The sequence below is a fragment of the Streptomyces sp. NBRC 109706 genome, from assembly GCF_000974485.1.
GTDB lineage: Bacteria > Actinomycetota > Actinomycetes > Streptomycetales > Streptomycetaceae > Streptomyces.
Map to the genome: position 1 here is coordinate 486053 of NZ_BBOM01000011.1, position 26990 is coordinate 513042.

Annotated in this window: 2 protein-coding genes (1 of these 2 cut by a window edge); both read left to right on the plus strand. The window is 70.5% G+C overall.

Features of this window, described 5'->3' with window-relative positions:
- Positions 1 to 5474, plus strand: the final stretch of a protein-coding gene (locus tag AOM46_RS32590; RefSeq protein ID WP_234314019.1) for a type I polyketide synthase. It extends 22813 nt beyond the left edge of the window; 5474 of the gene's 28287 nt are visible here — the last part of the coding sequence; its start codon lies off the left edge, out of view; the stop codon is at positions 5472 to 5474.
- Positions 5475 to 5540: 66 nt separating this feature from the next.
- Entirely contained in the window at positions 5541 to 26933 is a 21393-nt protein-coding gene (locus tag AOM46_RS26755) for a type I polyketide synthase (RefSeq protein WP_062216000.1), read from the plus strand.
- Positions 26934 to 26990 lie beyond the last annotated feature (57 nt).

Below are 26990 nucleotides of genomic sequence, written 5' to 3' on the forward strand. Positions count from 1 at the left end.
TCGACGACGACCCCATCGTGATCGTCGGCATGGCCTGCCGTTACCCGGGCGGGGTCACCTCGCCCGAGGAGCTGTGGCGGCTGGTGGCCGACGGGGTGGACGCCGTCGGGGACCTGCCCTCGGACCGGGGTTGGGATATCGACGGGCTCTATGACCCGGACCCGGACCAGCCGGGCAAGGTCACCACCCGCAGCGGCGCGTTCCTGTCGGGCGCGGGCGAGTTCGACCCCGCCTTCTTCCGGATCTCACCGCGTGAGGCCCTGGCCATGGACCCGCAGCAGCGGCTGCTGCTGGAAACCGGCTGGGAGGCGTTCGAACGCGCCGGCATCGACGTCACCACGCTGCGCGGCAGCCAGACCGGCGTCTTCGTCGGCACCAACAACCAGGACTATGGCGTCCTGCTCGCCCATTCCCTCGACAACACCGAGGGCTATGGCACAACCGGTGGTGCGATGAGCGTCGCGTCGGGCCGGCTGTCCTACACCTTCGGGCTTGAGGGCCCCGCGGTGACGGTGGACACGGCCTGCTCGTCTTCGCTGGTCGCGCTGCATCTGGCCGGGCAGGCGCTGCGGCAGGGCGAGTGCACGATGGCGCTGGCCGGTGGCGTCGTGGTGATGTCCACCCCGGGCACCTATGTCGAGTTCTCGCGACAGCGCGGGCTGGCGTCGGACGGACGGTGCAAGTCGTTCGCCGAGGCGGCGGACGGCACGGGCTGGGCCGAGGGCGTGGGGATGCTGGTGGTGGAGCGGCTGTCGGACGCCCGTCGGCTCGGTCATCCGGTGTTGGCGGTGGTGCGTGGCTCGGCCGTGAACCAGGACGGTGCGTCCAACGGGTTGACGGCGCCGAACGGTCCCGCGCAGCAGCGGGTGATTCGGCAGGCGTTGGCGGGTGCGGGTCTGTCGACGTCCGATGTGGACGCGGTGGAGGCGCATGGGACGGGCACGACGTTGGGTGACCCGATCGAGGCGCAGGCGCTGCTTGCGACCTATGGCCAGGGCAGGGACGCGGACCGGCCGCTGTGGCTGGGCTCGATCAAGTCCAATATGGGCCACGCCCAGGCCGCCGCCGGTGTGGCGGGGATCATCAAGATGGTGATGGCCCTACGTCATGGGGTGTTGCCGCCCACGCTGCATGTCGACGAGCCGTCGTCGCATGTGGACTGGTCGGCGGGTGCGGTGTCGTTGTTGACGGAGGCCAGGCCGTGGGAGCCGGAGGAGGGACGGGTCCGGCGGGCCGGGGTGTCGTCGTTCGGTATCAGCGGGACGAATGTGCACACGATCATTGAGGAGGCGCCGGCGCCCGAGCCGGTGGCCGACGATGAGGGTGGGCGGGTGGGGTTGCCTGCGGTGCCGGTGTTGTTGTCGGCGGTTGATGGTGGTGGGTTGCGGGGTCAGGCGGAGCGGTTGCGTGATCGGCTGGTGGCGCGGCCGGAGTTGGGTCTGACGGATGTGGCGTTCTCGTTGGCGACGGGCCGGGCGGGGTTGGAGAAGCGCGCGGTGGTGGTGGCGAAGGATCGGGATGGTTTGTTGGCGGAGCTGGCAGCGGACGGGTTCCCGGTCGTATCGGTGACGGGTGGTCGGTTGGCGTTTCTGTTCACGGGTCAGGGCGCGCAACGGCTGGGAATGGGCCGGGAGTTGTATGACACGTTCCCGGTGTTCGCGGATGTTTTCGATGCGGTGTGTGGTGAGTTGGATCGGCATCTGGAACGGCCGTTGCGGGAGGTGGTGTTCGGCGGTGATCCGGAGCTGTTGAATCAGACGGTTTATGCCCAGGCCGGATTGTTTGCCGTTGAGGTGGCGTTGTTCCGGTTGGTCGAATCGTGGGGTGTGCGGCCTGAGTTCCTGGCCGGTCATTCCATCGGCGAGGTCGCCGCCGCCTATTGCGCCGGGGTGTGGTCGTTGGCCGATGCCTGTGAACTGGTCGCGGCTCGTGGGCGGTTGATGCAGTCGTTGCCGGCCGGTGGGGCGATGGTGGCGATCCAGGCTGCCGAGGCCGAGCTGGGCGAGCTGCCGGCGGGGGTGGGCATCGCGGCGATCAACGGACCGGCCTCGCTGGTCGTTTCGGGTGAGGAGGAGCCGGTTCTGGCCTTGGCCGCCGCCTGGAAGGAGAAGGGACGCAAGACCCGAAAGCTCGCCGTCAGCCACGCCTTCCACTCGCCGTTGATGGAACCGGTGCTCGACGAGTTCCGCGCCGCGATCGCGGGGTTGACGTTCCAGCCCTCGACCGTCCCCCTGGTCTCCAATGTCACGGGCGAGTTGGCCACCACCGAGCAGCTGTCCGCCCCCGACTACTGGGTGCGGCATATCCGTCAGGCGGTCCGGTTCGCCGACGGCATCGCCACCCTCCACCAGCAGGGCGTCCGTATCTTCCTGGAACTCGGCCCGGACGGCGTGCTGTCGGCCGCCGGCGCCGAGACCGCCGAAGAGGCCGTCTTCGCCCCGGCCCTGCGCAACGGCCGCGACGAGACCGCGACACTGCTCGCCGCGCTCGGCCGCGCCTGGGAGCACGGAACCGACGTCGACTGGACCGCGTTCTTCCACGGCACCGGCGCCCGCCGCGTCGACCTGCCCACCTACGCCTTCCAGCACCAGCGTTACTGGCCGCGCATCGATCTGGCGCGCCAGGGCGATATGACGGCGGTCGGGCTGCGCGGCACCGACCATCCGCTGCTCGGCGCGGCCGTGCCGCTCGCGGACAGCGAACAGCTGGTGTTCACCGGGCGGATCTCCACCAGGACCCACCCCTGGCTGGCCGACCACCAGGTGGCGGGCGCCGCGCTCCTGCCGGGGACGGCCCTCCTCGAACTCGCCCTCCACGCCGCCGAACAGGTCGGCTGCGGTTCGGTCGAGGAGCTGACGCTCCAGGTGCCGCTGACACTGACCGGACAGGAGGCCGTCGCGCTCCAGCTCACCGTCGGCGCCCCGGACGCGGCGGGCCGCCGTTCGGTCGACCTCTACTCGCGCGCCGAGCACGCGGACGACGAGCCGTGGACCAAGAACGCGACCGGCTCTCTCGCGCCCGGGCAGGAGCTTCCGGACGACGCCGAGGCCCCGTTCACGACCTGGCCGCCGACGGGCGCGGAACCCGTCGACATCGACGACCTCTACGATCGGCTCGCCCTGGACGGCTTGGCCTACGGCCCCGCGTACCAGGCGCTCCACGCCCTGTGGCGGCTCGGCGACGATCTCTACGCCGAGATCGTTCCCTCGCCCGGCGAATCGGCCGACGCGCGGCGGTTCGGGCTGCACCCGGCGCTGCTGCACTCCGCGCTGCACGCCGTCGGCCTCGGGGACCTCGTTCCCGGCGGCGAGCCGGGGCTGCTGCCGTTCTCCTGGCGCGATGTCACCCTGCTGACCCCCGGGGTCGCCGAGTTGCGGGTGCGGCTGACGTCGGCCGGCGACGCCATCGCGCTGACCGTCGCGGACGGCGCCGGGCAGCTGGTCGCCTCCGTCGGCGGGCTCGCCATGCGGCCCATGTCGGCCGAGCAGCTGACCGCCGCCCGGTCCACCGGCCGTCACGACGCGCTGTTCCAGCTCGAATGGCCCGAGTGGACGGCCCCGCGCCCGGCGGCGGCGACCGAACCCGCCGAACGCTGCGCCATCGTCAGCCCCAACGGGGACGGCGCCTGGCTGAGCAAGGCCATGGCCGCCACGGCTCTGGTCGATCAGTACCAGGACCTCGCCGCCCTGGCCGCCGCGCTCGGCAGCGGCGCCGCGTCGCCCACCCGGGTGCTCGTGCCCATCCGGTCCGAGAACGCGGCCACCGGTGCCGCGTTGCCGGCGGTGGCGCTGGACAGGACCACCCGGGCGCTGACATTCGTGCTCGACTGGCTGGCCGAGGAACGGTTCGCCGATCTGACGCTGACCGTGGTCACCCAGGGCGCCGTCTCCTGCGGCCCGCGGGAGGACGTCCGCGATCTGGCGCACTCCGCCGCCTGGGGCCTGCTGCGCACCGCGCAGTCCGAGAACCCCGGCAGGCTGCTGCTGGTCGACGTGGATGACGAGACATCGGTCCCCGCCCTGGCCGGAGTGATCTCCGCCGACCACGACGAGCCGACGCTGGCCCTGCGCGGCGGGCGCGTGCTGGTCCCACGGATCGTCCGCGCCCGGCAGACCGCCGAAGCAGAGACACCGGCAGAGACAGCGCCCGCCACCTCGGGAACGGTCCTGGTGACCGGGGCCACCGGCGCCCTCGGCCGGCTGGTCGCCCGGCATCTGGTCACCGAACGCGGCGTACGTCAACTGCTGTTGGTCAGCCGTCGGGGCGAAGCAGCCGACGGCGCCCCCGAGTTCGCCGCCGAGCTGACCGAACTCGGCGCCCGCGTACGGCTCGCCGCCTGCGATGTCGCCGACCGCGACGCCCTCGCCGGACTCCTGGCGTCCATCCCGGCCGAGCATCCGCTGACCGCCGTGGTGCACACCGCCGGCGTGCTCGACGACGGCATCCTCTCCTCCCAGACCCCCGAACGCCTGCACCGCGTCCTGCGGCCCAAGGCCGACGCCGCATGGCATCTGCACGAGCTGACCCGGGACCTCGATCTCACCGCGTTTGTCCTCTTCTCCTCCGCCTCCGGCCTCCTCGGCGGCTCGGGCCAGGCGAACTACGCCGCCGCCAACACGTTCCTGGACGCGCTCGCCCGGCACCGCCGGGCCCAGGGCCTCCCGGCCACCTCCCTCGCCTGGGGGCTGTGGAACGCGCCCGGCGGCATGGCGGGACAGCTCAACGAGAACGACCTCAAGCGCATGGCCCGCTCCCACTTCGCGGCCCTCACACCGGAGACGGGCATGGCCCTCTTCGACATCGGCTACCGCCAGGCCGCCGACGACGCCCTGCTCATCCCGATGAACTTCCAGCCCACCGCCCCGCGCGACGCGAACACCGCCGTCCCGCCGCTGCTGCGCGGCCTCGTCAAGACGCCCACCCGACGCGCCCGCGCCGAGGAGAGCGACCCCACCGAGGCCCTGCTGCGCCGCCTCACCCCCCTCACCGCGCCACAGCGCGCGGCGGCCCTGCTCGACCTGGTCAACCAGCATGTCGCCGCCGTGCTCGGCCTGTCGGGGCCCGGCGCCGTCGACCCCGAAAAAGCCTTCACCGAACTGGGCTTCGACTCCCTGATCGGCGTGGAGTTCCGCAACCGCCTCGGCGCGGTGACCGGCATGAAACTGCCGGCGACCGCCGTCTTCGACTACCCCACGCCGCAGACCCTGACGGACCATCTGGTCGACACGCTGCCGCTCGGCGACGACGCCTCACGCGGCACGCCCGGCCTGGCCGAACTCGACAAGCTCGAAGCGGTCATCGCCACGCTGCCCGCCGGAGCCGAAGCGAAATCGCTGATCAACGACCGGCTGCGGGAACTGCTCGCCCGCTGGTCCGACGACACGGCCGACCAGGCCGAGGCGACCAACGACATCGACGCGGCGACCGCGGACGACATCTTCGATCTGCTCGACAAAGAACTCGGCGATTTCTGAGCTGAGGCACCCACCCCCAGCACGCTGCTTCCCAGGCTTCACTCTGCGCGGAGGATGACGGTAGACATGGGCAACGAGAAAAAGGCTCTCGAGTACCTCAAGCGGGCGACCGCTGACCTGCGCATCGCCCGGCGGCGCCTGCGTGAGGTGGAGGCCAAGTCCCACGAGCCCATCGCCATCGTCGGCATGAGCTGCCGCTACCCCGGCGGAGTCCGTTCCCCCGAGGACCTGTGGCGCCTCGTCCGCGAGGGCGAGGAAGGCGTGGGTCCCTTCCCCGACAACCGTGGATGGGACCTGACCGGCCTGGAGGAGGCCGAGGCCGACACCCAACCGTCCGACGCGGCCATGGCACCGTTCACCAGGGAAGGCGGATTCCTCTACGACGCCGCCGAGTTCGACCCGGCGTTCTTCGGCATCTCACCGCGTGAGGCGCTGGCCATGGACCCGCAGCACCGGCTGCTGCTCGAAGCGTCCTGGGAGGCATTCGAACGCGCCGGCATCGATCCGACCACCGCGCGCGGCAGCCGGACGGGAGTCTTCGCCGGCGTCACCTACAACGACTACTCCGCCCGCCTGCTGGACATCCCCGAAGGCGTCGAGGCCTACCTCGGCAACGGCAACTCCGACAGCATCGCCTCCGGCCGCGTCGCCTACACCATGGGCCTGGAAGGCCCCGCCGTCACCCTCGACACCGCCTGCTCCTCCTCGCTGGTCGCACTCCACCTGGCCTGCCAGGAACTCCGCGACGGCGACTGCGACATGGCCCTCGCCGGCGGCGTCACCGTCATGTCCGCCCCGGGCGCCTTCGCCGACTTCGTCCGCCAGGGTGGCCTCGCCCAGGACGGCCGCTGCAAGTCCTTCGCCGCCGCCGCCGACGGAGTCGGCTGGGGCGAGGGCATCGGCATGCTGCTGCTCGAACGCCTCTCCGACGCCCGCCGCAACGGCCACCAGATCCTCGCCGTGGTCCGAGGCTCCGCCATCAACCAGGACGGTGCCTCCAACGGCCTCACCGCACCGAACGGCCCCGCACAGCAACGCGTCATCCGCCAGGCCCTCGACAACGCCCGCCTCTCGGCCGCACAGATCGACACCGTCGAAGCACACGGCACCGGCACCCGACTCGGCGACCCCATCGAGGCCCAGGCACTCCTCGCCACCTACGGCCAGAACCGCCCCGAGGGCCGCCCCCTGTGGCTCGGCTCCCTGAAGTCCAACATCGGTCACGCACAGGCCGCTTCGGGCGTCGGCGGCATCATCAAAATGGTCATGGCGCTCCGCGACGGCATCCTGCCCCGCACCCTGAACGTCGACGAGCCGACACCCCACGTCGACTGGTCCGCCGGCGACGTCTCCCTCCTCACCGAGGCCCGCCCCTGGCCCGAAACCGGCCAGCCACGCCGGGCCGCCGTCTCCTCCTTCGGCATCAGCGGCACCAACGCCCATGTCATCGTCGAGCAGTTGACCGACGGCGCCGAATGGGCCACCAAGGAGGACGGCGACGACACCCCCACGCCCGCCGCCGAGCCGGACCGGGCCGCGCCCACCCGCCCGCTTCCCGTCCTCCCCGTGCCCCTCTCCGGCCACAGCGTCGAAGCGCTGCGCGGACAGGCCACCAGCCTGCGGTCCTGGCTCGAAGAACGCCCCGAACTGCGCCTCGCCGACGTCTCGTTCGCCGCCGCCACCACCCGCGCCGGCCTCCAACACCGCGCCGTCGTGCTCGCCGGCGACCGCGAACGTCTCCTCGAAGGCACCGCCGCGCTCGCCGGCGGCTCCTTCGACGCGGCCGTGCTCGAAGGAACAGTCGGCAAGGGCAAACTCGCCTTTCTGTTCACGGGGCAGGGCGCGCAGCGGGTGGGGATGGGGCGGGAGTTGTATGCCGGGTTCCCGGTGTTCGCTGAGTCGTTTGACGCGGTGTGTGGGGAGCTGGATGGGCGTCTGGGGCGGTCGCTTTCGGAGGTGGTGTTCGGGGATGATGCGGAGTTGTTGAATCAGACGGTTTATGCGCAGGCGGCGTTGTTCGCGGTTGAGGTGTCGTTGTTCCGGCTCGTCGAATCGTGGGGGGTGCGGCCTGAGTTTCTGGCGGGGCATTCGATCGGCGAGGTCTCGGCTGCCTATTGCGCGGGGGTGTGGTCGCTGGCCGATGCGTGTGAACTGGTGGCGGCTCGTGGGCGGTTGATGCAGTCGTTGCCGGTGGGTGGGGCGATGGTGGCGATCCAGGCGAGCGAGGCCGAGTTGGGCGAGCTGCCGGCGGGGGTTGGCATCGCGGCGATCAACGGGCCCAATTCGCTGGTGGTTTCCGGTGCCGAGGAAGCCGTTATCGCGTTGGCGGGGGAATGGAAGGAGCGAGGGCGGAAGACGCGACGGCTCGCCGTCAGTCATGCGTTCCACTCACCGCTGATGGAACCGGTGTTGGACGAGTTCAGGACGGCCATTGCCGGGTTGACGTTCCAGGCCCCGACCCTTCCCCTGGTGTCTAATGTGACGGGTGGGCTGGCCACCGCGGAACAGCTCTCCGACCCCGGCTACTGGGTGGACCATATCCGGCAGGCCGTTCGTTTCGCCGACGGGATCACCACGCTCCAGGGCGAGGGCGTGCGTACCTTCCTCGAACTCGGCCCGGACGGCGTGCTGTCCGCCGCCGGCGCGGACACGGCCGAGGACGCGGTGTTTGTGTCGGCGCTGCGCGCCGGGCGCGACGAAATCGAGACGCTGCTGACCGCCCTCAGCCGCGCATGGACCGTTGGCACGGCCATCGACTGGGCGGCCGTGTTCGACGGCACCGGCGCCCAGCGAGTCGACCTGCCGACCTATGCCTTCCAGCGCCAGCGGTTCTGGCTGGAGAATCTGGCCGCCCTCCCGGGCGAGGTCTCCGCCGTCGGCCTCGACCAGGCGCAGCACCCGCTGCTCGGCGCGGCCGTGCCGCTGGCGGAAGGCGACGGCCTGCTGCTCACCGGCCGCCTGTCCATCCGGACCCACCCCTGGCTCGCCGACCACCAGGTCGCCGGACGGGTGGTGGTCCCCGGCACGGCCCTGCTGGAACTCGCCCTGCACGCCGGCGAACGGGTCGGCTGCGGCACGGTCGACGAACTCACCCTGGAAACACCGCTGGTCCTGCCCCCCGAGGACGGCGTCGTCATACAGGTGAGCATCGGCGGCCCGGACGACACCGGCCGGCGAGACACGGGCATCTACTGCCGCCCCGAAGGCGCCGACACCGACTACCCGTGGACCCGGCACGCCCGCGCGGTCCTCGCCCCCTCCACCACCCGGCCACCCGCCGACGACGCCACGCTGGTGCAGTGGCCGCCGGCGGACGCCGAGGAACTGGACCTGTCGGGCCTGTATGAGGGCATGGCCTGGGTCGGGCTCGACTACGGCCCGGGCTTCCGTGGCCTGCGGCGGGCCTGGCGGCGCGGCGAGGACGTCTTCGCCGAGGTGGTGCTGCCGGAGCCGGTCGCCGACCAGGCGGGCACCTTCGGCCTGCACCCGGCGCTGTCCGACGCGGCCCTGCACGCCTTGGGCGTGGGCGGTGTCATCCCCAGCGACGGCGCGGGCCGGCTGCCGTTTGTGTTCGGCGGGGTGTCGTTGTGGGCGGTTGGCGCGTCGGTGCTTCGCGCACGGCTGCGCGCGGCTGACGGGGACGCGGTCTCCGTCCTCCTTGCGGACGGTACGGGGCGGCCGGTCGCCGAGATCGCGTCGCTCGCGCTGCGGGCGTTTTCGCCGGAGGCGATCGGTGTCGGTGGGGAGTCGTTGTTCCGGGTGGAGTGGGTTCCGGTTGTGGGTGGGGGTGAAGGGGCTGGGGATTGGCGGGAGTTGAGGTTGGGTGATGCGGCGGGTGGGTTGGTTGGGTTGCGGCGGTGGTTGGTTGAGGAGGAGGGGTCGGGTGTGCCTTTGGTGGTGGTGACGTCGGGTGCGGTGGATCCGGTGGGTGGGGGTGGGGTGGATCCGGATGCGGCGTCGGTGTGGGGGTTGGTGCGGGCGTTGCAGGCGGAGTATCCGGGGCGGGTCATGCTCGTCGACACGGATGCGGCCTCGGATGGCGAGGTTTCTGTCGGTGGGTTGTTGGGGTTGGACGAGCCTGCGGTTGCGGTGCGTGGGGGTGAGGTGTGGGTGCCGCGTCTGGTGCGGGTGCCGTTGGCGTCGGTGCCTGTGGACGGTGAGGCGGTGGTGCGTGGTGATGGGACGGTGTTGATCACGGGTGGTTCGGGTGCGTTGGCGGGTTTGGTGGCGGAGCGTCTTGCTGAACGGCATGGGGTGCGGCGGTTGTTGATGCTGTCTCGAAGTGGTGTGGTCGGGGAGGGGCTGGTGGAGCGGTTGGCCGGTTTGGGTGCGTCCGTGGAGGCGGTGGCGTGTGATGTGTCGGATCGGGATGCGGTGGCCGGGGTGGTGGCTGCGGTCGGTGCGGAGTTCCCGTTGCGGGGTGTCGTCCATGCGGCTGGGGTGCTGGATGACGGGGTGTTCTCGTCGCTGGATCCGGAGCGTTTGGAGCGGGTGTGGGCGCCCAAGGCGCGGGGTGCGGCGGTTCTGGATGAGTTGACGGCGGATCTGGACTTGGATTTCTTTGTGGTGTTCTCGTCTTCCTCGGGTGTGTTGGGGAATGCGGGTCAGGCGAGTTATGGGGCGGCGAATACGTTCCTGGACGGGTTGGTGGCGCGGCGTCGTGAGCGGGGGCTGCCGGGTGTGTCGATGGCCTGGGGGCTATGGGCGGTCGAGGGCGGCGGCATGGGGGCCACCCTTGGCGACGCGGACTCGGGCCGGATGGCCAGAGCAGGCGTGCGCGGACTGGAGGCCGACGAAGGGCTCGCCCTCTTTGACGCGAGCCTGCGCCTGAACGAGGCGCTGACCGTCCCCATCGGCCTGGACCTCGCCGCGATGCGCGCCGCCGCCGCGTCCGTGGGCAGCGTTCCGGCGCCGTTCCGTGGCCTGATCCGCGTGCCGTCGCGCAACTCGACGCGGGCCGCCGCCGCAACGGATACCGGCTGGGCGGGCCGGTTGGCCGGCCTGGACGACGCCGGGCGCCGCAGGCTGCTGCTCGATGTGGTCCGTGAGCATGTGGCGGGGGTGTTGGGCTACGCCCAGCCGGGTCTTGTCGACGCCGGCCAGTCGTTCACCGAGTTGGGTCTGGACTCGCTGACGGCCATCGAGTTGCGGAACCGTCTGGCGGCGGTGATGGGTGTGCGGTTGCCGGCGACCCTGGTGTTCGACTACCCCTCGTCCGAGGTGTTGGCGGAGTTCCTGGTCCGGGAAGTGGTGGGTGAGACGCCGGAGGCACCGGCCGTGGTCGCCGTGCGCGGTGCGGACGACGAGCCGATCGCGATCGTGGGTATGGCGTGCCGGTTCCCGGGTGGGGTCACCTCGCCCGAGGAGTTGTGGCAGTTGGTGGCATCGGGGACGGATGCGGTGGTGGACTTCCCCGACGATCGTGGCTGGGACCTCGACGCCCTCTACGACCCCGACCCCGACCACCCGGGCACCTCCTACACCCGCAAGGGCGGCTTCCTGGGGGATGTCGCGTTGTTCGACCCGCGGTTCTTCGGCCTGTCGCCGCGTGAGGCGCTGTCGACCGACCCGCAGCAGCGGCTGCTGTTGGAGACGACGTGGGAGGCGTTCGAGCGGGCCGGGATCGATCCGGCCACGCTGCGCGGCAGTCGCACCGGAGTCTTCACCGGCGTGATGTACCACGACTACGCCGATCTCCTACGCTTCTCCAACGAAGCGGAAGGAGCGGTCGGCTCCGGCGACACCGTCAGCATGGCCTCCGGCCGGCTGTCCTACACCTTCGGCCTTGAAGGCCCTGCGGTGACGGTGGACACGGCGTGCTCGTCGTCGCTGGTGGCGCTGCATCTTGCGGTGCAGGCGTTGCGTAGTGGTGAGTGTGAGATGGCGTTGGCCGGTGGTGTGACGGTGATGGCGACGCCGGGGACGTTTATCGGGTTCTCGCGGCAGCGTGGGCTGTCGGTGGACGGGCGGTGCAAGGCGTTCTCCGAGCAGGCCGACGGCGTCGGCTGGGGCGAAGGCGTCGGCGTGCTCCTGGTGGAGCGGCTTTCCGAGGCCGAACGGCTTGGCCACCCCGTGCTCGCGATCGTGCGCGGCTCCGCCGTCAACCAGGACGGCGCCTCCAACGGCATCACCGCGCCGAACGGCCCCTCGCAGCAGCGGGTGATCCGCCAGGCCCTGGCGAGCGCGGGCCTGTCCACGTCCGATGTGGATGTGGTCGAGGCACACGGCACGGGCACCACGCTGGGCGACCCGATCGAGGCCCAGGCGCTGCTCGCCACCTATGGCCAGGGCCGTGACGAGGAACGGCCGCTGTGGCTCGGCTCGATCAAGTCCAATGTGGGCCACGCCCAGGCCGCCGCGGGCGTCGCCGGGATCATCAAGATGGTGATGGCGCTGCGTCATGGGGTGTTGCCCCCCACGCTGCACGCCGACGAGCCGTCCTCCCATGTGGACTGGTCGGCGGGCGCCGTCTCGCTGCTGACCGACGAGCAGCCATGGACGCCGGAGCCGGGCCGCGTCCGCCGCGCGGGCATCTCCTCCTTCGGCATCAGCGGCACCAACGCCCACACCATCATCGAGGAATACCAGGCGCCGGCCCCCGCCGCCCCCAGCGCCGTCGCCGCTGACCTTCCCGCGCTGCCCATCCTCCTGTCCGCACGCGACACCACGGCGCTCCGGGCCCAGGCACGACGACTCGGCGAACACCTCGCCACAAACGCCCGACGCCCGTTGCCCGACGTGGCGTTCACCCTGGCAACGAGCCGTGCGGCTCTCTCCACGCGGGCCGTCCTGGTCGCCGCCGACCGTGGCAGCGCGCTCGAAGGGCTGGACGGCCTGGCCGTGGGCGATCCCCGACTCGACGCGGCGGTCGGCTCCTCGGCCGAAGGCGGCCGGTTGGCCTTTCTGTTCACGGGGCAGGGCGCGCAGCGGCTCGGGATGGGCCGGGAGTTGTATGCGGCGTTCCCGGTGTTCGCTGAGTCGTTTGATGCGGTGGGTGGGGAGTTGGATGGGCGTCTGGGGCGGTCGCTTTCGGAGGTGGTGTTCGGTGACGATGGGGAGTTGTTGAGTCAGACGGTTTATGCGCAGGCGGCGTTGTTCGCGGTCGAGGTGTCGTTGTTCCGGCTCGTCGAGTCGTGGGGGGTGCGGCCTGAGTTCCTGGCGGGACATTCGATCGGTGAGGTCTCGGCTGCCTATTGCGCGGGGGTGTGGTCGCTGGCGGATGCGTGTGAACTGGTGGCGGCGCGTGGGCGGTTGATGCAGTCGTTGCCGGTGGGTGGGGCGATGGTGGCGATTCAGGCTGCCGAGGCCGAGTTGGGCGAGCTGCCGGCGGGGGTTGGCATCGCGGCGATCAACGGGCCCAATTCGCTGGTGGTTTCCGGTGCCGAGGAAGCCGTTGTCGCGTTGGCCGGGGAGTGGAAGGAGCGGGGGCGGAAGACGCGACGGCTCGCCGTCAGTCATGCGTTCCACTCGCCGTTGATGGAACCGGTGTTGGACGAATTCCGTGCGGCCATTGCCGGGTTGACGTTCCAGGCCCCGACGATTCCGCTGATCTCGAATGTGACGGGTGGGCTGGCCACCGCGGAACAGCTGTCCGACCCCGGCTACTGGGTGGACCATATCCGGCAGGCGGTCCGTTTTGCCGACGGGATCACCACGCTCCAGGGCGAGGGCGTGCGTACGTTCCTGGAACTCGGCCCGGACGGCGTGCTGTCCGCCGCCGGTGCGGAAACCGCCGAGGAGGCCGTATTCGCGCCGGTGTTGCGCGCCGGGCGCGCGGAGACCGCGACGCTGTTCACCGCTCTGGGGCGCGCCTGGGCGCATGGCACGGCTGTCGACTGGGCAGCCGTCTTCGCGGGCACCGGCGTGCGGCGAGTCGATGTGCCGACCTATGCCTTCCAACGCGAGCGGTTCTGGCCCAATGTGCTTGGCTGGGTGGGCGATGTGGGTGCCGCCGGCCTGGACCAAACGGAACACCCCCTGCTCGGCGCCATCGTGGCACTGGCCGACAGCGATGGGCTGGTGTTCACCGGCCGCCTGTCGCTGCGGACCCACCCCTGGCTGGCCGATCACCGCGTCGCCGGACGGGTGGTGGTCCCCGGCACGGCCCTGCTGGAACTCGCCCTGCACGCGGGTGACCAGGTCGGTAGCGGACTGGTCGAGGAGCTGACCTTGCAGGCCCCGCTGGTGCTGCCGGAGAACGGTGGCGTCACCGTGCAGGTCAGCGTCGGCGCCCCCGACGAGACGGGGCGCCGCTCGATCGGCGTGTATGCGCGGTCGGACGATGACGCCGGAGATATGCCGGTGTGGACGCAGCATGCCGCCGGCGTACTGGCCGACGGACGACGTCCCGACGAAGCGTTCGACTTCGCCCAGTGGCCGCCGGCGGGGGCGGTGGAGTTTGAACTCTCGGGTTTGTATGAGGGGTTGGCGGGGGCTGGGTTGGAGTATGGGCCTGGGTTCCGTGGTCTGCGGCGGGTGTGGCGGCGCGGGGAGGACGTGTTCGCCGAGGTGGTGCTGCCCGAGTCGGTGGCCGATCAGGCGGGTGCGTTCGGTCTCCATCCGGCGTTGCTGGACGCGGCGTTGCATGCGCTGGGCGTGGGCGGTGTGGTTGCTGCCGATGGGGTGGGGCGGCTGCCGTTTGTGTTCAACGGGGTGTCGTTGTGGGCGGTTGGCGCGTCGGTGCTTCGGGTGCGGCTGCGGGCCATCGGCTCGGACCTGGTGTCGATGCTGCTCGCGGATGGCCAGGGGCAGCCCGTTGCGGTGGCGTCTTTGGGGTTGCGGGCGTTTTCGCCGGAGGCGATCGGTGTCGGTGGGGAGTCGTTGTTCCGGGTGGAGTGGGTTCCGGTTGTGGGTGGGGGTGAAGGGGCTGGGGATTGGCGGGAGTTGAGGTTGGGTGATGCGGCGGGTGGGTTGGTTGGGTTGCGGCGGTGGTTGGTTGAGGAGGAGGGGTCGGGTGTGCCTTTGGTGGTGGTGACGTCGGGTGCGGTGGATCCGGTGGGTGGGGGTGGGGTGGATCCGGATGCGGCGTCGGTGTGGGGTTTGGTGCGAGCGCTGCAGGCCGAACAGCCCGGCCGGATCATGCTCGTCGACACGGACGACGAGGTTTCTGTTGGTGGGTTGTTGGGGTTGGATGAGCCTGCGGTTGCGGTGCGTGGGGGTGAGGTGTGGGTGCCGCGTCTGGTGCGGGTGCCGTTGGCGTCGGTGCCTCAGGGCGGCGAGTCGGTGGTGCGTGGTGATGGGACGGTGTTGGTTACGGGTGGTTCGGGTGCGTTGGCGGGTTTGGTGGCGGAGCGTCTTGCCGAACGGCATGGGGTGCGGCGGTTGTTGATGCTGTCCCGAAGTGGTGTGGTCGCCGAGGGCCTGGTGGAGCGGTTGGCCGGTTTGGGTGCGTCCGTGGAGGCGGTGGCGTGTGATGTGTCGGATCGGGATGCGGTGGCCGGGGTGGTGGCTGCGGTCGGTGCGGAGTTCCCGTTGCGGGGTGTCGTCCATGCGGCGGGGGTGCTGGATGACGGGGTGTTCTCGTCGCTGGATCCGGAGCGTTTGGAGCGGGTGTGGGCGCCCAAGGCGCGGGGTGCGGCGGTTCTGGATGAGTTGACGGCGGATCTGGACTTGGACTTCTTTGTGGTGTTCTCGTCTTCCTCGGGTGTGTTGGGGAATGCGGGTCAGGCCAGTTATGGGGCGGCGAATACGTTCCTGGACGGGTTGGTGGCGCGGCGTCGTGAGCGGGGGCTGCCGGGTGTGTCGATGGCCTGGGGGCTGTGGGCGGTGGAGGGCGGCGGCATGGGGGCCACCCTTGGCGAGGCCGAGTCCGACCGGCTCGGCCGAGGGGGAGTCCGGGCCCTGACAGCGGACGAGGGGCTTGCTCTCTTCGATGCGAGCCTGCGCCTGAACGAGGCGCTAACTGTACCCATTGGGCTGGATCTTGGGGCGTTGCGTTCGGCGGCCGCATCCACCGGGGTGGTGCCGGCGCCGTTCCGTGGTCTGGTCCGTGTGTCGTCGCGGGTGGTGGCGCGTGAGTCGGTGGAGTCGGGCTGGGCGGGCCGGTTGGCGGGTCTGGACGATGCCGGGCGCCGGGGGCTGTTGCTCGATGTGGTCCGTGAGCATGTGGCGGGGGTGTTGGGGTATGCCCAGCCGGGTCTTGTCGATGCGGGGCAGTCGTTTACGGAGTTGGGTCTGGACTCGTTGACGGCTATCGAGTTGCGGAACCGTCTGGCGGCGGTGATGGGTGTGCGGTTGCCGGCGACCCTGGTGTTCGACTACCCCACCTCTGAGGTGCTGGCGGAGTTCCTGGTCCAGGAGATCGTCGGCGAGACGTCGGGTGAGTCGACGGTCGTCGCCGTGCGGGGCGCCGATGACGAGCCGATTGCGATCGTGGGTATGGCGTGTCGGTTCCCGGGTGGGGTCACCTCGCCCGAGGAGTTGTGGCAGCTGGTGGCATCGGGGACGGATGCGGTGGTGGACTTCCCCGACGACCGTGGCTGGGACCTCGACGCCCTCTACGATCCTGACCCCGACCACCCGGGCACCTCCTACACCCGTAAGGGCGGCTTCCTGGGGGATGTCGCGTCGTTCGATCCTCGGTTCTTTGGTCTGTCGCCGCGTGAGGCGCTGTCGACCGACCCGCAGCAGCGGCTGCTGTTGGAGACGACCTGGGAGGCGTTCGAGCGAGCCGGGATCGACCCGGCGACGCTGCGGGGTAGTCGCACCGGAGTCTTCACGGGTGTGATGTATCACGACTATGCCGATCTTCTGCATGCTTCGCCGCAGGCTGAGGGGTCGATGGGTTCGGGCGGGACGGGGAGTATCGCGTCGGGGCGGCTGTCCTACACCTTTGGCCTTGAGGGTCCTGCGGTGACGGTGGATACGGCGTGCTCCTCCTCATTGGTGGCGTTGCATTTGGCGGTGCAGGCGTTGCGTAGTGGTGAGTGTGAGATGGCGTTGGCCGGTGGTGTGACGGTGATGGCGACGCCGGGGACGTTTATCGGGTTCTCGCGGCAGCGTGGGTTGTCGGTGGACGGGCGGTGCAAGGCGTTCTCCGAGCAGGCCGACGGGGTCGGCTGGGGTGAAGGCGTCGGCATGCTCCTGGTGGAGCGGTTGTCGGATGCGCGGGCGCACGGGCATCGGGTGTTGGCGGTGGTGCGGGGTTCGGCCGTCAACCAGGACGGTGCGTCCAATGGGTTGACGGCGCCGAACGGCCCTTCGCAGCAGCGGGTGATTCGCCAGGCGTTGGCGAGCGCGGGCTTGTCGACGTCCGATGTGGATGTGGTCGAGGGGCATGGCACGGGCACCACGCTGGGCGACCCGATCGAGGCCCAGGCGCTGCTCGCCACCTATGGTCAAGACCGGTTGGCAGAGCGGCCGTTGCTGCTGGGATCGATCAAGTCGAACATCGGCCACGCCCAGGCCGCCGCGGGTGTCGCGGGGATCATCAAGATGGTCATGGCGCTGCGGAACGAGAAGCTGCCGCGCACCCTGCACGCCGACGAGCCGTCCTCGCACGTCGACTGGTCGGCGGGCGCGGTCTCGCTGCTGACCGACGAGCAGCCATGGACGCCGGAACCGGGCCGCGTCCGGCGCGCCGGCATCTCCTCCTTCGGCATCAGCGGCACCAACGCCCACACCATCATCGAAGAACCGCCCGCCCACGAGGAGGGCGTGGGAACTGGCCCGGACGATGCCGGGCTGCCGGCCGTTCCCGTCCTGCTGTCGGGCCATGATGACGCGGCCCTCCGGGCGCAGGCGGGCAGGCTCGGTGCATTTCTGGCTGCGCGGCACGAGGTTCCGTTGCACGATGTGGCGTTCTCAACGGCGACCGGCCGTGCCGGCCTGTCGGCGCGGGCCGTCCTGGTGGCTGGTGAACGCGGCGAGCTGGCAGCGGACTTGACCGGTCTGGCGGAGGGCGATCCCCGGTTTGACGCGGTGGTCGGCTCCTCGTCAGGGACCGGGCGGACCGCGTTCCTGTTCACGGGGCAGGGCGCGCAACGGCTCGGGATGGGCCGGGAGTTGTATGAGGCGTTCCCGGTGTTCGCGGAGTCGTTCGACGCGGTGTGCGGTGGGCTGGACCGGCATCTGGAACGGCCGTTGCGCGATGTGGTGTTCGGTGACGATGGGGAGTTGTTGAGTCAGACGGTTTATGCGCAGGCGGCGTTGTTCGCGGTTGAGGTGTCGTTGTTCCGGCTCGTCGAGTCGTGGGGGGTGCGGCCTGAGTTTCTGGCCGGGCATTCGATTGGTGAGGTCTCGGCTGCCTATTGCGCGGGGGTGTGGTCGCTGGCGGATGCGTGTGAACTGGTGGCGGCGCGTGGGCGGTTGATGCAGTCGCTGCCGGTGGGTGGGGCGATGGTGGCGATTCAGGCGGGCGAGGACGAGTTGGGCGAGCTGCCGGCGGGGGTTGGCATCGCGGCGATCAACGGGCCCAATTCGCTGGTGGTTTCCGGTGCCGAGGAAGCCGTTGTCGCGCTGGCCGAGCAGTGGAAGGAACGGGGCCGCAAGACCCGAAGGCTTGCCGTCAGCCATGCCTTCCACTCGCCGCTGATGGAACCGGTGCTGGACGAATTCCGCGCGGCGATCACGGAGTTGACGTTCAAGACCCCGACCGTTCCCCTGGTCTCGAATGTGACGGGTGAGTTGGCCACCGCGGAGCAGCTGTCCGACCCCGACTACTGGGTGGACCATATCCGGCGGGCGGTCCGTTTCGGCGACGGGATCGCCACCCTTCACCGGCAGGGTGTGCGTACGTTCCTGGAACTCGGCCCGGACGGTGTGCTGTCCGCCGCCGGTGCGGAAACCGCTGAGGAGGCCGTATTCGCGCCGGTGTTGCGCGCCGGGCGCGCGGAGGTCGCGACGTTGTTCACCGCTCTGGGGCGCGCCTGGGCGCAAGGGACGGAAGTCGACTGGGCGGCCGTCTTTGCGGGCAGCGGCGCCCGGTGGGTGGACCTGCCGACCTATGCCTTCCAACGCGACCGCTACTGGCCGCAGTTGGCCCCGCCGGTGGGCGATGTGGGGGCCGCCGGGCTGAGCCGGACGGATCACCCGCTGCTCGGCGCGGTCGTGCCGTTGGCGCAGGGGGACGGGGTGGTGTTCACCGGCCGGCTGTCGGTGCGGACGCACCCCTGGCTGGCCGATCACCGCGTCGCGGAACGGGTACTCGTGCCGGGCACCGGGCTGCTGGAGTTGGTGCGGCACGCGGGTGACCAGGTCGGTAGCGGCCTGGTGGAGGAGCTGACGTTGCAGGCCCCGCTGGTGCTGCCCGAGGAGGGAGGCATCACCGTCCAGGTCCGAGTGGGTGGCCTGGACGAGAACGGTCGGCGCGCCGCCAGCATCCACTCCCGAGTCGATGACGGCCTGGACAGCGACGAGACATGGGTCCTGCACGCCGAGGGCCTGCTCGGAACCGGCACGCCGAGGTCCACGGCCGAGGAGTCACTGGCGCAGTGGCCGCCGGCGGGGGCGGTGGAGTTTGAACTCTCGGGTTTGTATGAGGGGTTGGCGGGGGCTGGGTTGGAGTATGGGCCTGGGTTCCGTGGTCTGCGGCGGGTGTGGGGGCGCGGGGAGGACGTGTTCGCCGAGGTGGTGCTGCCGGAGCCGGTGGCCGATCAGGCGGGTGCGTTCGGTCTCCATCCGGCGTTGCTGGACGCGGCGTTGCATGCACTGGGTGTGGGCGGTGTCCTGCCCAGCGATGGCACGGGCCGGTTGCCGTTTGTGTTCAACGGGGTGTCGTTGTGGGCAGTTGGGGCGTCGGCGCTTCGGGTGCGGCTGCGGGCGGCCGGTGGGGAGGCGGTTTCCGTCCTCCTCGCGGACGGTGAGGGCCGGCCGGTTGCGGAGGTGGCGTCGCTCGCGCTGCGGGCGTTTTCGCCGGAGGCGATCGGTGCCGGTGGGGAGTCGTTGTTCCGGGTGGAGTGGGTTTCGGTTGTGGGTGGGGGTGAAGAGGCTATGGACTGGCGGGAGTTGAGGTTGGGTGATGCGGCGGGTGGGTTGGTTGGGCTGCGGCGGTGGTTGGTTGAGGAGGAGGGGTCGGGGGTGCCGTTGGTGGTGGTGACGTCGGGTGCGGTGGATCCGGTGGGTGGGGGTGGGGTGGATCCGGATGCGGCGTCGGTGTGGGGTTTGGTGCGGGCGTTGCAGGCCGAACAGCCCGGCCGGATCATGCTCCTCGACACGGACTCGGATGGCGAGGTTTCTGTTGGTGGGTTGTTGGGGTTGGATGAGCCTGCGGTTGCGGTGCGTGGGGGTGAGGTGTGGGTGCCGCGTCTGGTGCGGGTGCCGAAGGGATCGGTGTCTCAGGACGGCGAGCCTGCGGTGCGTGCTGATGGGACGGTGTTGATCACGGGTGGTTCGGGTGCGTTGGCGGGTTTGGTGGCGGAGCGTCTTGCCGAGCGGCATGGGGTGCGGCGGTTGTTGATGCTGTCTCGAAGTGGTGTGGTCGCCGAGGGGCTGGTGGAGCGGTTGGCCGGTTTGGGTGCGTTGGTTGAGGCGGTGGCGTGTGATGTGTCGGACCGGGGTGCGGTGGCCGAGGTGCTGGCGTCGATCGACCCGGAGTTCCCGTTGCGGGGTGTGGTGCATGCGGCCGGGGTACTGGACGACGGGGTGTTCGCGTCACTGGACGCCGAACGTTTGGAGCGGGTGTGGGCTCCGAAGGCGCGCGGCGCCGCCGTGCTGGACGAGCTGACAGCGGATCTGGATCTGGATCTGTTTGTGGTGTTTTCCTCGGCGGCGGGTGTGTTGGGGAATGCGGGTCAGGCGAGTTATGGGGCGGCGAATACGTTCCTGGACGGGTTGGTGGCGCGGCGTCGTGAGCGGGGTTTGCCGGGTGTGTCGATGGCGTGGGGGCTGTGGGCGGTGGAGGGTGGCGGTATGGGTGCCACTCTCGGCGAGGCGGACTCCGGCAGGATCAACCGGGGCGGCATCCGGGCCCTGAGCACCGAGGAAGGGCTTGCCCTCTTCGACGCGGGTCTCCGTCTGAACGCCGAACTCACCGTCCCCATCGGCCTGGACCTCGCCGCGGTGCGTGCCGCTGCGGTATCCGTGGGCAGCGTGCCGGCGCCGTTCCGTGGTCTGGTCCGTGTGCCGTCGCGGGTGGTGGCGCGTGAGTCGGTGGAGTCGGGCTGGGCGGGCCGGTTGGCGGGTCTGGACGATGCCGGGCGCCGGGGGCTGTTGCTCGATGTGGTCCGTGAGCATGTGGCGGGGGTGTTGGGCTACGCCCAGCCGGGCCTTATCGACGCGGGCCAGTCGTTCACCGAGTTGGGTCTGGACTCGTTGACGGCTATCGAGTTGCGGAACCGTCTGGCGGCGGTGATGGGTGTGCGGTTGCCGGCGACCCTGGTGTTCGACTACCCCTCGTCTGAGGTGTTGGCGGAGTTCCTGGTCCAGGAGATCGTCGGCGAGACGTCGGGTGAGTCGACGGTCGTCGCCGTGCGGGGCGCGGACGATGAGCCGATTGCGATCGTGGGTATGGCGTGTCGGTTCCCGGGTGGGGTCACCTCGCCCGAGGAGTTGTGGCAGCTGGTGGCATCGGGGACGGATGCGGTGGTGGACTTCCCCGACGATCGTGGTTGGGACCTCGACGCCCTCTACGATCCGGATCCCGACCACCCCGGCACCTCCTACACCCGCAAGGGCGGCTTCTTGGGGGATGTCGCGTCGTTCGATCCTCGGTTCTTCGGCCTGTCGCCACGCGAGGCGCTGTCGACCGACCCGCAGCAGCGGTTGTTGTTGGAGACGACGTGGGAGGCGTTCGAGCGGGCCGGGATCGATCCGGCGACGCTGCGGGGTAGTCGCACCGGAGTCTTCACGGGTGTGATGTACCACGATTACGCCGATCTTCTGCATGCTTCGCCGCAGGCTGAGGGGTCGATGGGTTCGGGTGGGACGGGGAGTATCGCGTCGGGGCGGCTGTCCTACACCTTTGGGCTTGAAGGCCCTGCGGTGACGGTGGATACGGCGTGCTCCTCCTCGTTGGTGGCGTTGCATTTGGCGGTGCAGGCGTTGCGTAGTGGTGAGTGTGAGATGGCGTTGGCCGGTGGTGTGACGGTGATGGCGACGCCGGGGACGTTTATCGGGTTCTCGCGGCAGCGTGGGTTGTCGGTGGACGGGCGGTGCAAGGCGTTCTCCGAGCAGGCCGACGGGGTTGGCTGGGGCGAAGGCGTCGGCATGCTCCTGGTGGAGCGGCTTTCCGAGGCCGAACGGCTTGGCCACCGGGTGCTCGCGATCGTGCGCGGCTCGGCCGTCAACCAGGACGGTGCGTCCAATGGGTTGACGGCGCCGAACGGTCCCTCGCAGCAGCGGGTGATTCGCCAGGCGCTGGCGAGCGCGGGCCTGTCCACGTCCGATGTGGATGTGGTCGAGGGGCATGGCACGGGCACCACGCTGGGCGACCCGATCGAGGCCCAGGCGCTGCTCGCCACCTATGGTCAAGACAGGTCGGCAGAGCGGCCGTTGCTGCTGGGATCGATCAAGTCGAACATAGGACACACGCAGGCCGCTGCGGGTGTCGCGGGGATCATCAAGATGGTCATGGCGCTGCGGAACGAGAAGCTGCCGCGCACCCTGCACGCCGACGAGCCGTCCTCGCACGTCGACTGGTCGGCGGGCGCGGTCTCGCTGCTGACCGATGAGCAGCCATGGACGCCGGAACCGGGCCGCGTCCGGCGCGCCGGCATCTCCTCCTTCGGCATCAGCGGCACCAACGCCCACACCATCATCGAAGAACCGCCCGTGGCGGTGCCGACGGTCCCGGCCAGTTCCCTTCCCGCTCTGCCGATTCTGCTGTCGGCGACGGACGAAGGGTCGCTGCGCGCGCAGGCGCGACGGTTGCACCAGCATCTGGCGGCCCGCGCAGTCACCACCGAACTGCCCGACATCGCCTGGTCGTTGGCCACGGGGCGGGCGTCCCTGGCGGCGCGTGCCGCGCTGGTCGCCGGTGACAGGAACGGTTTGCTCAACGACCTCGCGGCGCTGGCCGAGGGCGACCCCCGCTTCGACGCGCTGCTCGGCTCCTCATCAGGGACCGGGCGGACCGCGTTCCTGTTCACGGGGCAGGGCGCGCAACGCCTGGGCATGGGGCGGGAGGTGTATGAGGCGTTTCCGGTGTTCGCGGAGTCGTTCGACGCGGTGTGTGGTGAGTTGGATCGTCATTTGGAACGGCCGTTGCGGGATGTGGTGTTCGGCGATGATCAGAAGCTGTTGAACCGGACTGCTTATGCTCAGGCCGGGTTGTTCGCGGTCGAGGTGGCGCTCTATCGGCTGGTGGAGTCCTGGGGTGTCCGGCCCGAGTTTCTGGCCGGTCATTCCATCGGCGAGGTGTCGGCTGCCTATTGTGCGGGGGTGTGGTCGCTGGCGGATGTGTGTGAACTGGTGGCCGCGCGTGGCAGGTTGATGCAGTCGTTGCCCGCCGGTGGTTCGATGGTGGCGATCCAGGCCAGTGAGGCCGAGTTGGGCGAGTTGCCCAAGAGCGTGGGGATCGCGGCGATCAACGGGCCGACGTCGCTGGTGATCTCCGGCAAGGAACGGGCGGTCCGATCCGTGGCCGCCGTCTGGAGGAAGAAGGGGCGCAAGACCCGAAAGCTCGCCGTCAGCCATGCCTTCCACTCGCCGCTGATGGAGCCGGTGCTCGACGATTTCCGCGCGGCGATCGCGGGGCTCACGTTCCAGCCTGCCACCATTCCCCTGGTTTCGAATGTGACGGGTGAGTTGGCCACCACGGAGCAGCTGTCCGACCCCGACTACTGGGTGGACCATATCCGGCGGGCGGTCCGTTTCGGCGACGGGATCGCCACCCTTCACCGGCAGGGTGTGCGTACGTTCCTGGAACTCGGCCCGGACGGTGTGCTGTCCGCGGCCGGCGCCGAGACCGCCGAGGAGGCCGTGTTCACCCCGGCCCTGCGCGGCGGCCGCGACGAGGTCGAGTCGCTGTTCGCCGGTGTCGGGCACCTGTGGAGCGTGGGCGTGGCGGTCGACTGGGCGGCCGCGCTCGCGGGCACCGGCGCCCGGCGGGTGGACGTGCCGACGTACGCCTTCCAGCACCAGCGGTTCTGGCCGGAGGCGGGCGCCCGGGTGGGCGATGTCAGTGCGGCGGGTCTTGGCCGTGCCGAACACCCGTTGCTGGGCGCGGCGGTGGCGCTTGCCGACAGCGACGGTTTTCTGCTGACCGGGCGGCTTTCGGTGCGCACGCACCCCTGGCTGGCCGATCACCGCGTCGCCGGCCAGACGCTTGTGCCGGGCACGGGTCTGCTGGAACTCGTCACCTACGCCGGCGACCAGACCGGCTGTGGCGTGGTGGAGGAGCTGACGTTGCAGGCGCCGTTGGTGCTGCCCGAACAGGGCGGCGTCATCGTGCAGGTGAGCGTGGGCGGCCCGGACGAGACCGGACGCCGTTCCGTCAGCGTGCACTCCCGCTCGGACGACGACCCGGGCGCCGCCCAGGGCTGGACGCACCATGCGGTGGGCGTGCTGGGCACCGATGCGGAACGGGCGGGCGCCGAGCACACGTTGACGCAGTGGCCGCCGGCCGGTGCGACGGAGGTGGAGGTGTCCGGCGCCTACCCGGATCTGGCCGACGGCGGGCTGGCGTACGGGGCCGCGTTCCAGGGGCTGCGGCGCATGTGGCGGCAGGGGAACGATGTCTTCGCCGAGGTCGCGTTGCCCGATTCGGTGGTCGACCAGGCGGGCGCGTTCGGTCTGCATCCGGCGCTGCTCGACTCGGCGCTGCACGCGGTCGCGTGGGGTGGCGGGGCCGATGCGGTGTCGAGCGACGCGGCTACGCGGCTGCCGTTCTCCTGGGAAGGCGTGCGGCTGTTCGCCTCGGGGGCTTCGGTCCTGCGCGTCAAACTGAGCCCGTCCGGCCCGGACGCGCTCACCCTGACCGCGACGGACGCCACCGGGCGTCCGGTCGTGACCGTTGCCTCGCTGCTTCTGCGGGCGTTTTCGCCGGAGGCGATCAACACTGCTGGCGAGTCGTTGTTCCGGGTGGAGTGGGTTTCGGTTGTGGGTGGGGGTGAAAACGCCGAGGACTGGCGGGAGTTGAGGTTGGGTGATGCGGCGGGTGGGTTGGTTGGGTTGCGGCGGTGGTTGGTTGAGGAGGAGGGGTCGGGGGTGCCGTTGGTGGTGGTGACGTCGGGTGCGGTGGATCCGGTGGGTGGGGGTGGGGTGGATCCGGATGCGGCGTCGGTGTGGGGGTTGGTGCGGGCGTTGCAGGCCGAACAGCCCGGCCGGGTCATGCTCCTCGACACGGACTCGGATGGCGAGGTTTCTGTTGGTGGGTTGTTGGGGTTGGATGAGCCTGCGGTTGCGGTGCGTGGGGGTGAGGTGTGGGTGCCGCGTCTGGTGCGGGTGCCGAAGGGGTCGGTGTCTCAGGACGGTGAGGCGGTGGTGCGTGGTGATGGGACGGTGTTGATCACGGGTGGTTCGGGTGCGTTGGCGGGTTTGGTGGCGGAGCGTCTTGCCGAACGGCATGGGGTGCGGCGGCTGTTGATGCTGTCCCGAAGCGGCGTGGTCGCCGAGGGGCTGGTGGAGCGGTTGGCCGGCGTGGGTGCGTCCGTGGAGTCGGTGGCGTGTGATGCCTCGGATCGGGACGCGGTGGCCGAGGTGCTGGCGTCGATCGACCCGAACTTCCCACTGCGCGGTGTCGTCCATGCGGCCGGCGTGCTGGACGACGGGGTGTTCGCCTCACTGAACCCCGAACGCCTGGAACGGGTATGGGCCCCGAAGGCGCGGGGTGCGGCGGTTCTGGACGAGTTGACAGCGGACCAGGACTTGGACCTCTTTGTGGTGTTCTCTTCTGCGGCCGGTGTGTTGGGGAACGCGGGGCAGGCCAGTTATGGGGCGGCGAATACGTTCCTGGACGGGTTGGTGGCGCGGCGTCGTGAGCGTGGTTTGCCGGGTGTGTCGATGGCGTGGGGGCTGTGGGCGGTGGAGGGCGGCGGCATGGGTGCCACCCTCGGCGAGGCGGACTCCGGCAGGATCAACCGGGGCGGCATCCGGGCCCTGAGCACCGAGGAAGGGCTTGCCCTCTTCGACGCCGGCCTGCGCCTCAACGCCGAACTCACCGTCCCCATCGGCCTGGACCTCGCCGCGACGCGCGCCGTCGCCGCCACCGGGACCGGGACCGTTCCGGCGCTTCTTCGCGGTCTGGTCCGGGCTCCCGCTCGGGCCACGGCACGCGAGGAGGCGGAGCGGAGCTGGGTGGCGGACCTGGTCGGTCTGGACGGCGCCGAGCAGCTGCGGCGCATTCTCGACCTGGTGCGGGAGACGGTCGCGCGGCTGCTGGGGTATCCCGGTGCCGAGTCGGTGGAGGCCGACCGGGGTTTCGTGGAACTGGGCCTGGACTCGCTCGCCACCGTGGATCTGCGGAACGCGCTGGCCAAGACGACCGAGATCCGGCTGACGTCGAAGGTCATCTTCGACCGCAACACACCGGCGTTGCTCGCCCGTCACCTGCACGACGAACTGCTCGCCGAGGGCACTCTCTCCGCCGGCGCGGGCGAGCCAGGCCCGGAGGAGGCGGGCGGTGCCGTGGCCGATCCGGACGGGTCCATCGTTCGGATGTACCAGGACGCCTGCGCCCGTGGGCTGACCGCCGAGGCGCAGCAGTTGATCCGGGCGGTCGCCGATGTGCGGCCCGACGACGCCACAGCGCTCGACTCGTTGACAAGCCTGTACGGCCGGGCAACTCTTTCCGGCCAGATCGATGTGGCGAGCCAGCTGCTGGTCGCCGCCGGAAGCCTGCGGCGCACGTTCGCGACGCCGGAGGAGCTGGGGCGGCGCCCGGAGGTGGAGCGGCTGGTCGAGGGACCGGCGCGGCCGGCGCTGGTCTGCTTCGCGCCGCCGAACGCGTTCGCCGGGCCGCACCAGTACTTCCGGTTCGCGCGGGAGTTCCAGGGACGCCGGGAGGTGTCGCTCTACACGATGCCCGGCTTCCGCGGCGAGGAGCCCGTGCCGGCGGACCTGGACGCGCTCGGCAGGCTCCAGGCCGAGGCGGTGCTGCGCCGCTACCCGAACGGTGAAGGCGTCGTGCTGGCGGGCATGTCGTCCGGCGGCTGGCTGGCGCATGCGACGGCCACGCACCTGGAGGCGTTGGGGGTGAAGCCGGCGGGCCTGGTGCTGATCGACACCTACCTGCCGCTGGCCGAGCAGCTGGAGCGGCTGAGCGCCGGCTGGCTGCGGGAGGGTTGGGACCGGGCCGAGGACTACAACTACCTCGACGGCCGGGCCCTGACCGCCACCGGCTGGTACATGCAGCTCTTCGGCCGCCTGTGGGCCCCCACGGAGATCGCCACGCCGACGCTGCTCCTGCGAGCCACCGAGCTGGTGGACGGGGAGGCGGAGCCCGCCTCTGCGGACTGGCAGGCGTCGTGGGACTTCCCCCACACGGCGATCGACGTGCCAGGCAACCACTTCTCGATCCTGGACGCCCACGCCACCAACACGGCCCGGGTCGTCGACGAATGGATCAGCGCGCGGGACTCCTGACCCGACACCCACCGCCGCCCGGGCCCCGCACATCCGGCCCGGGCGGCGGCGGATTCC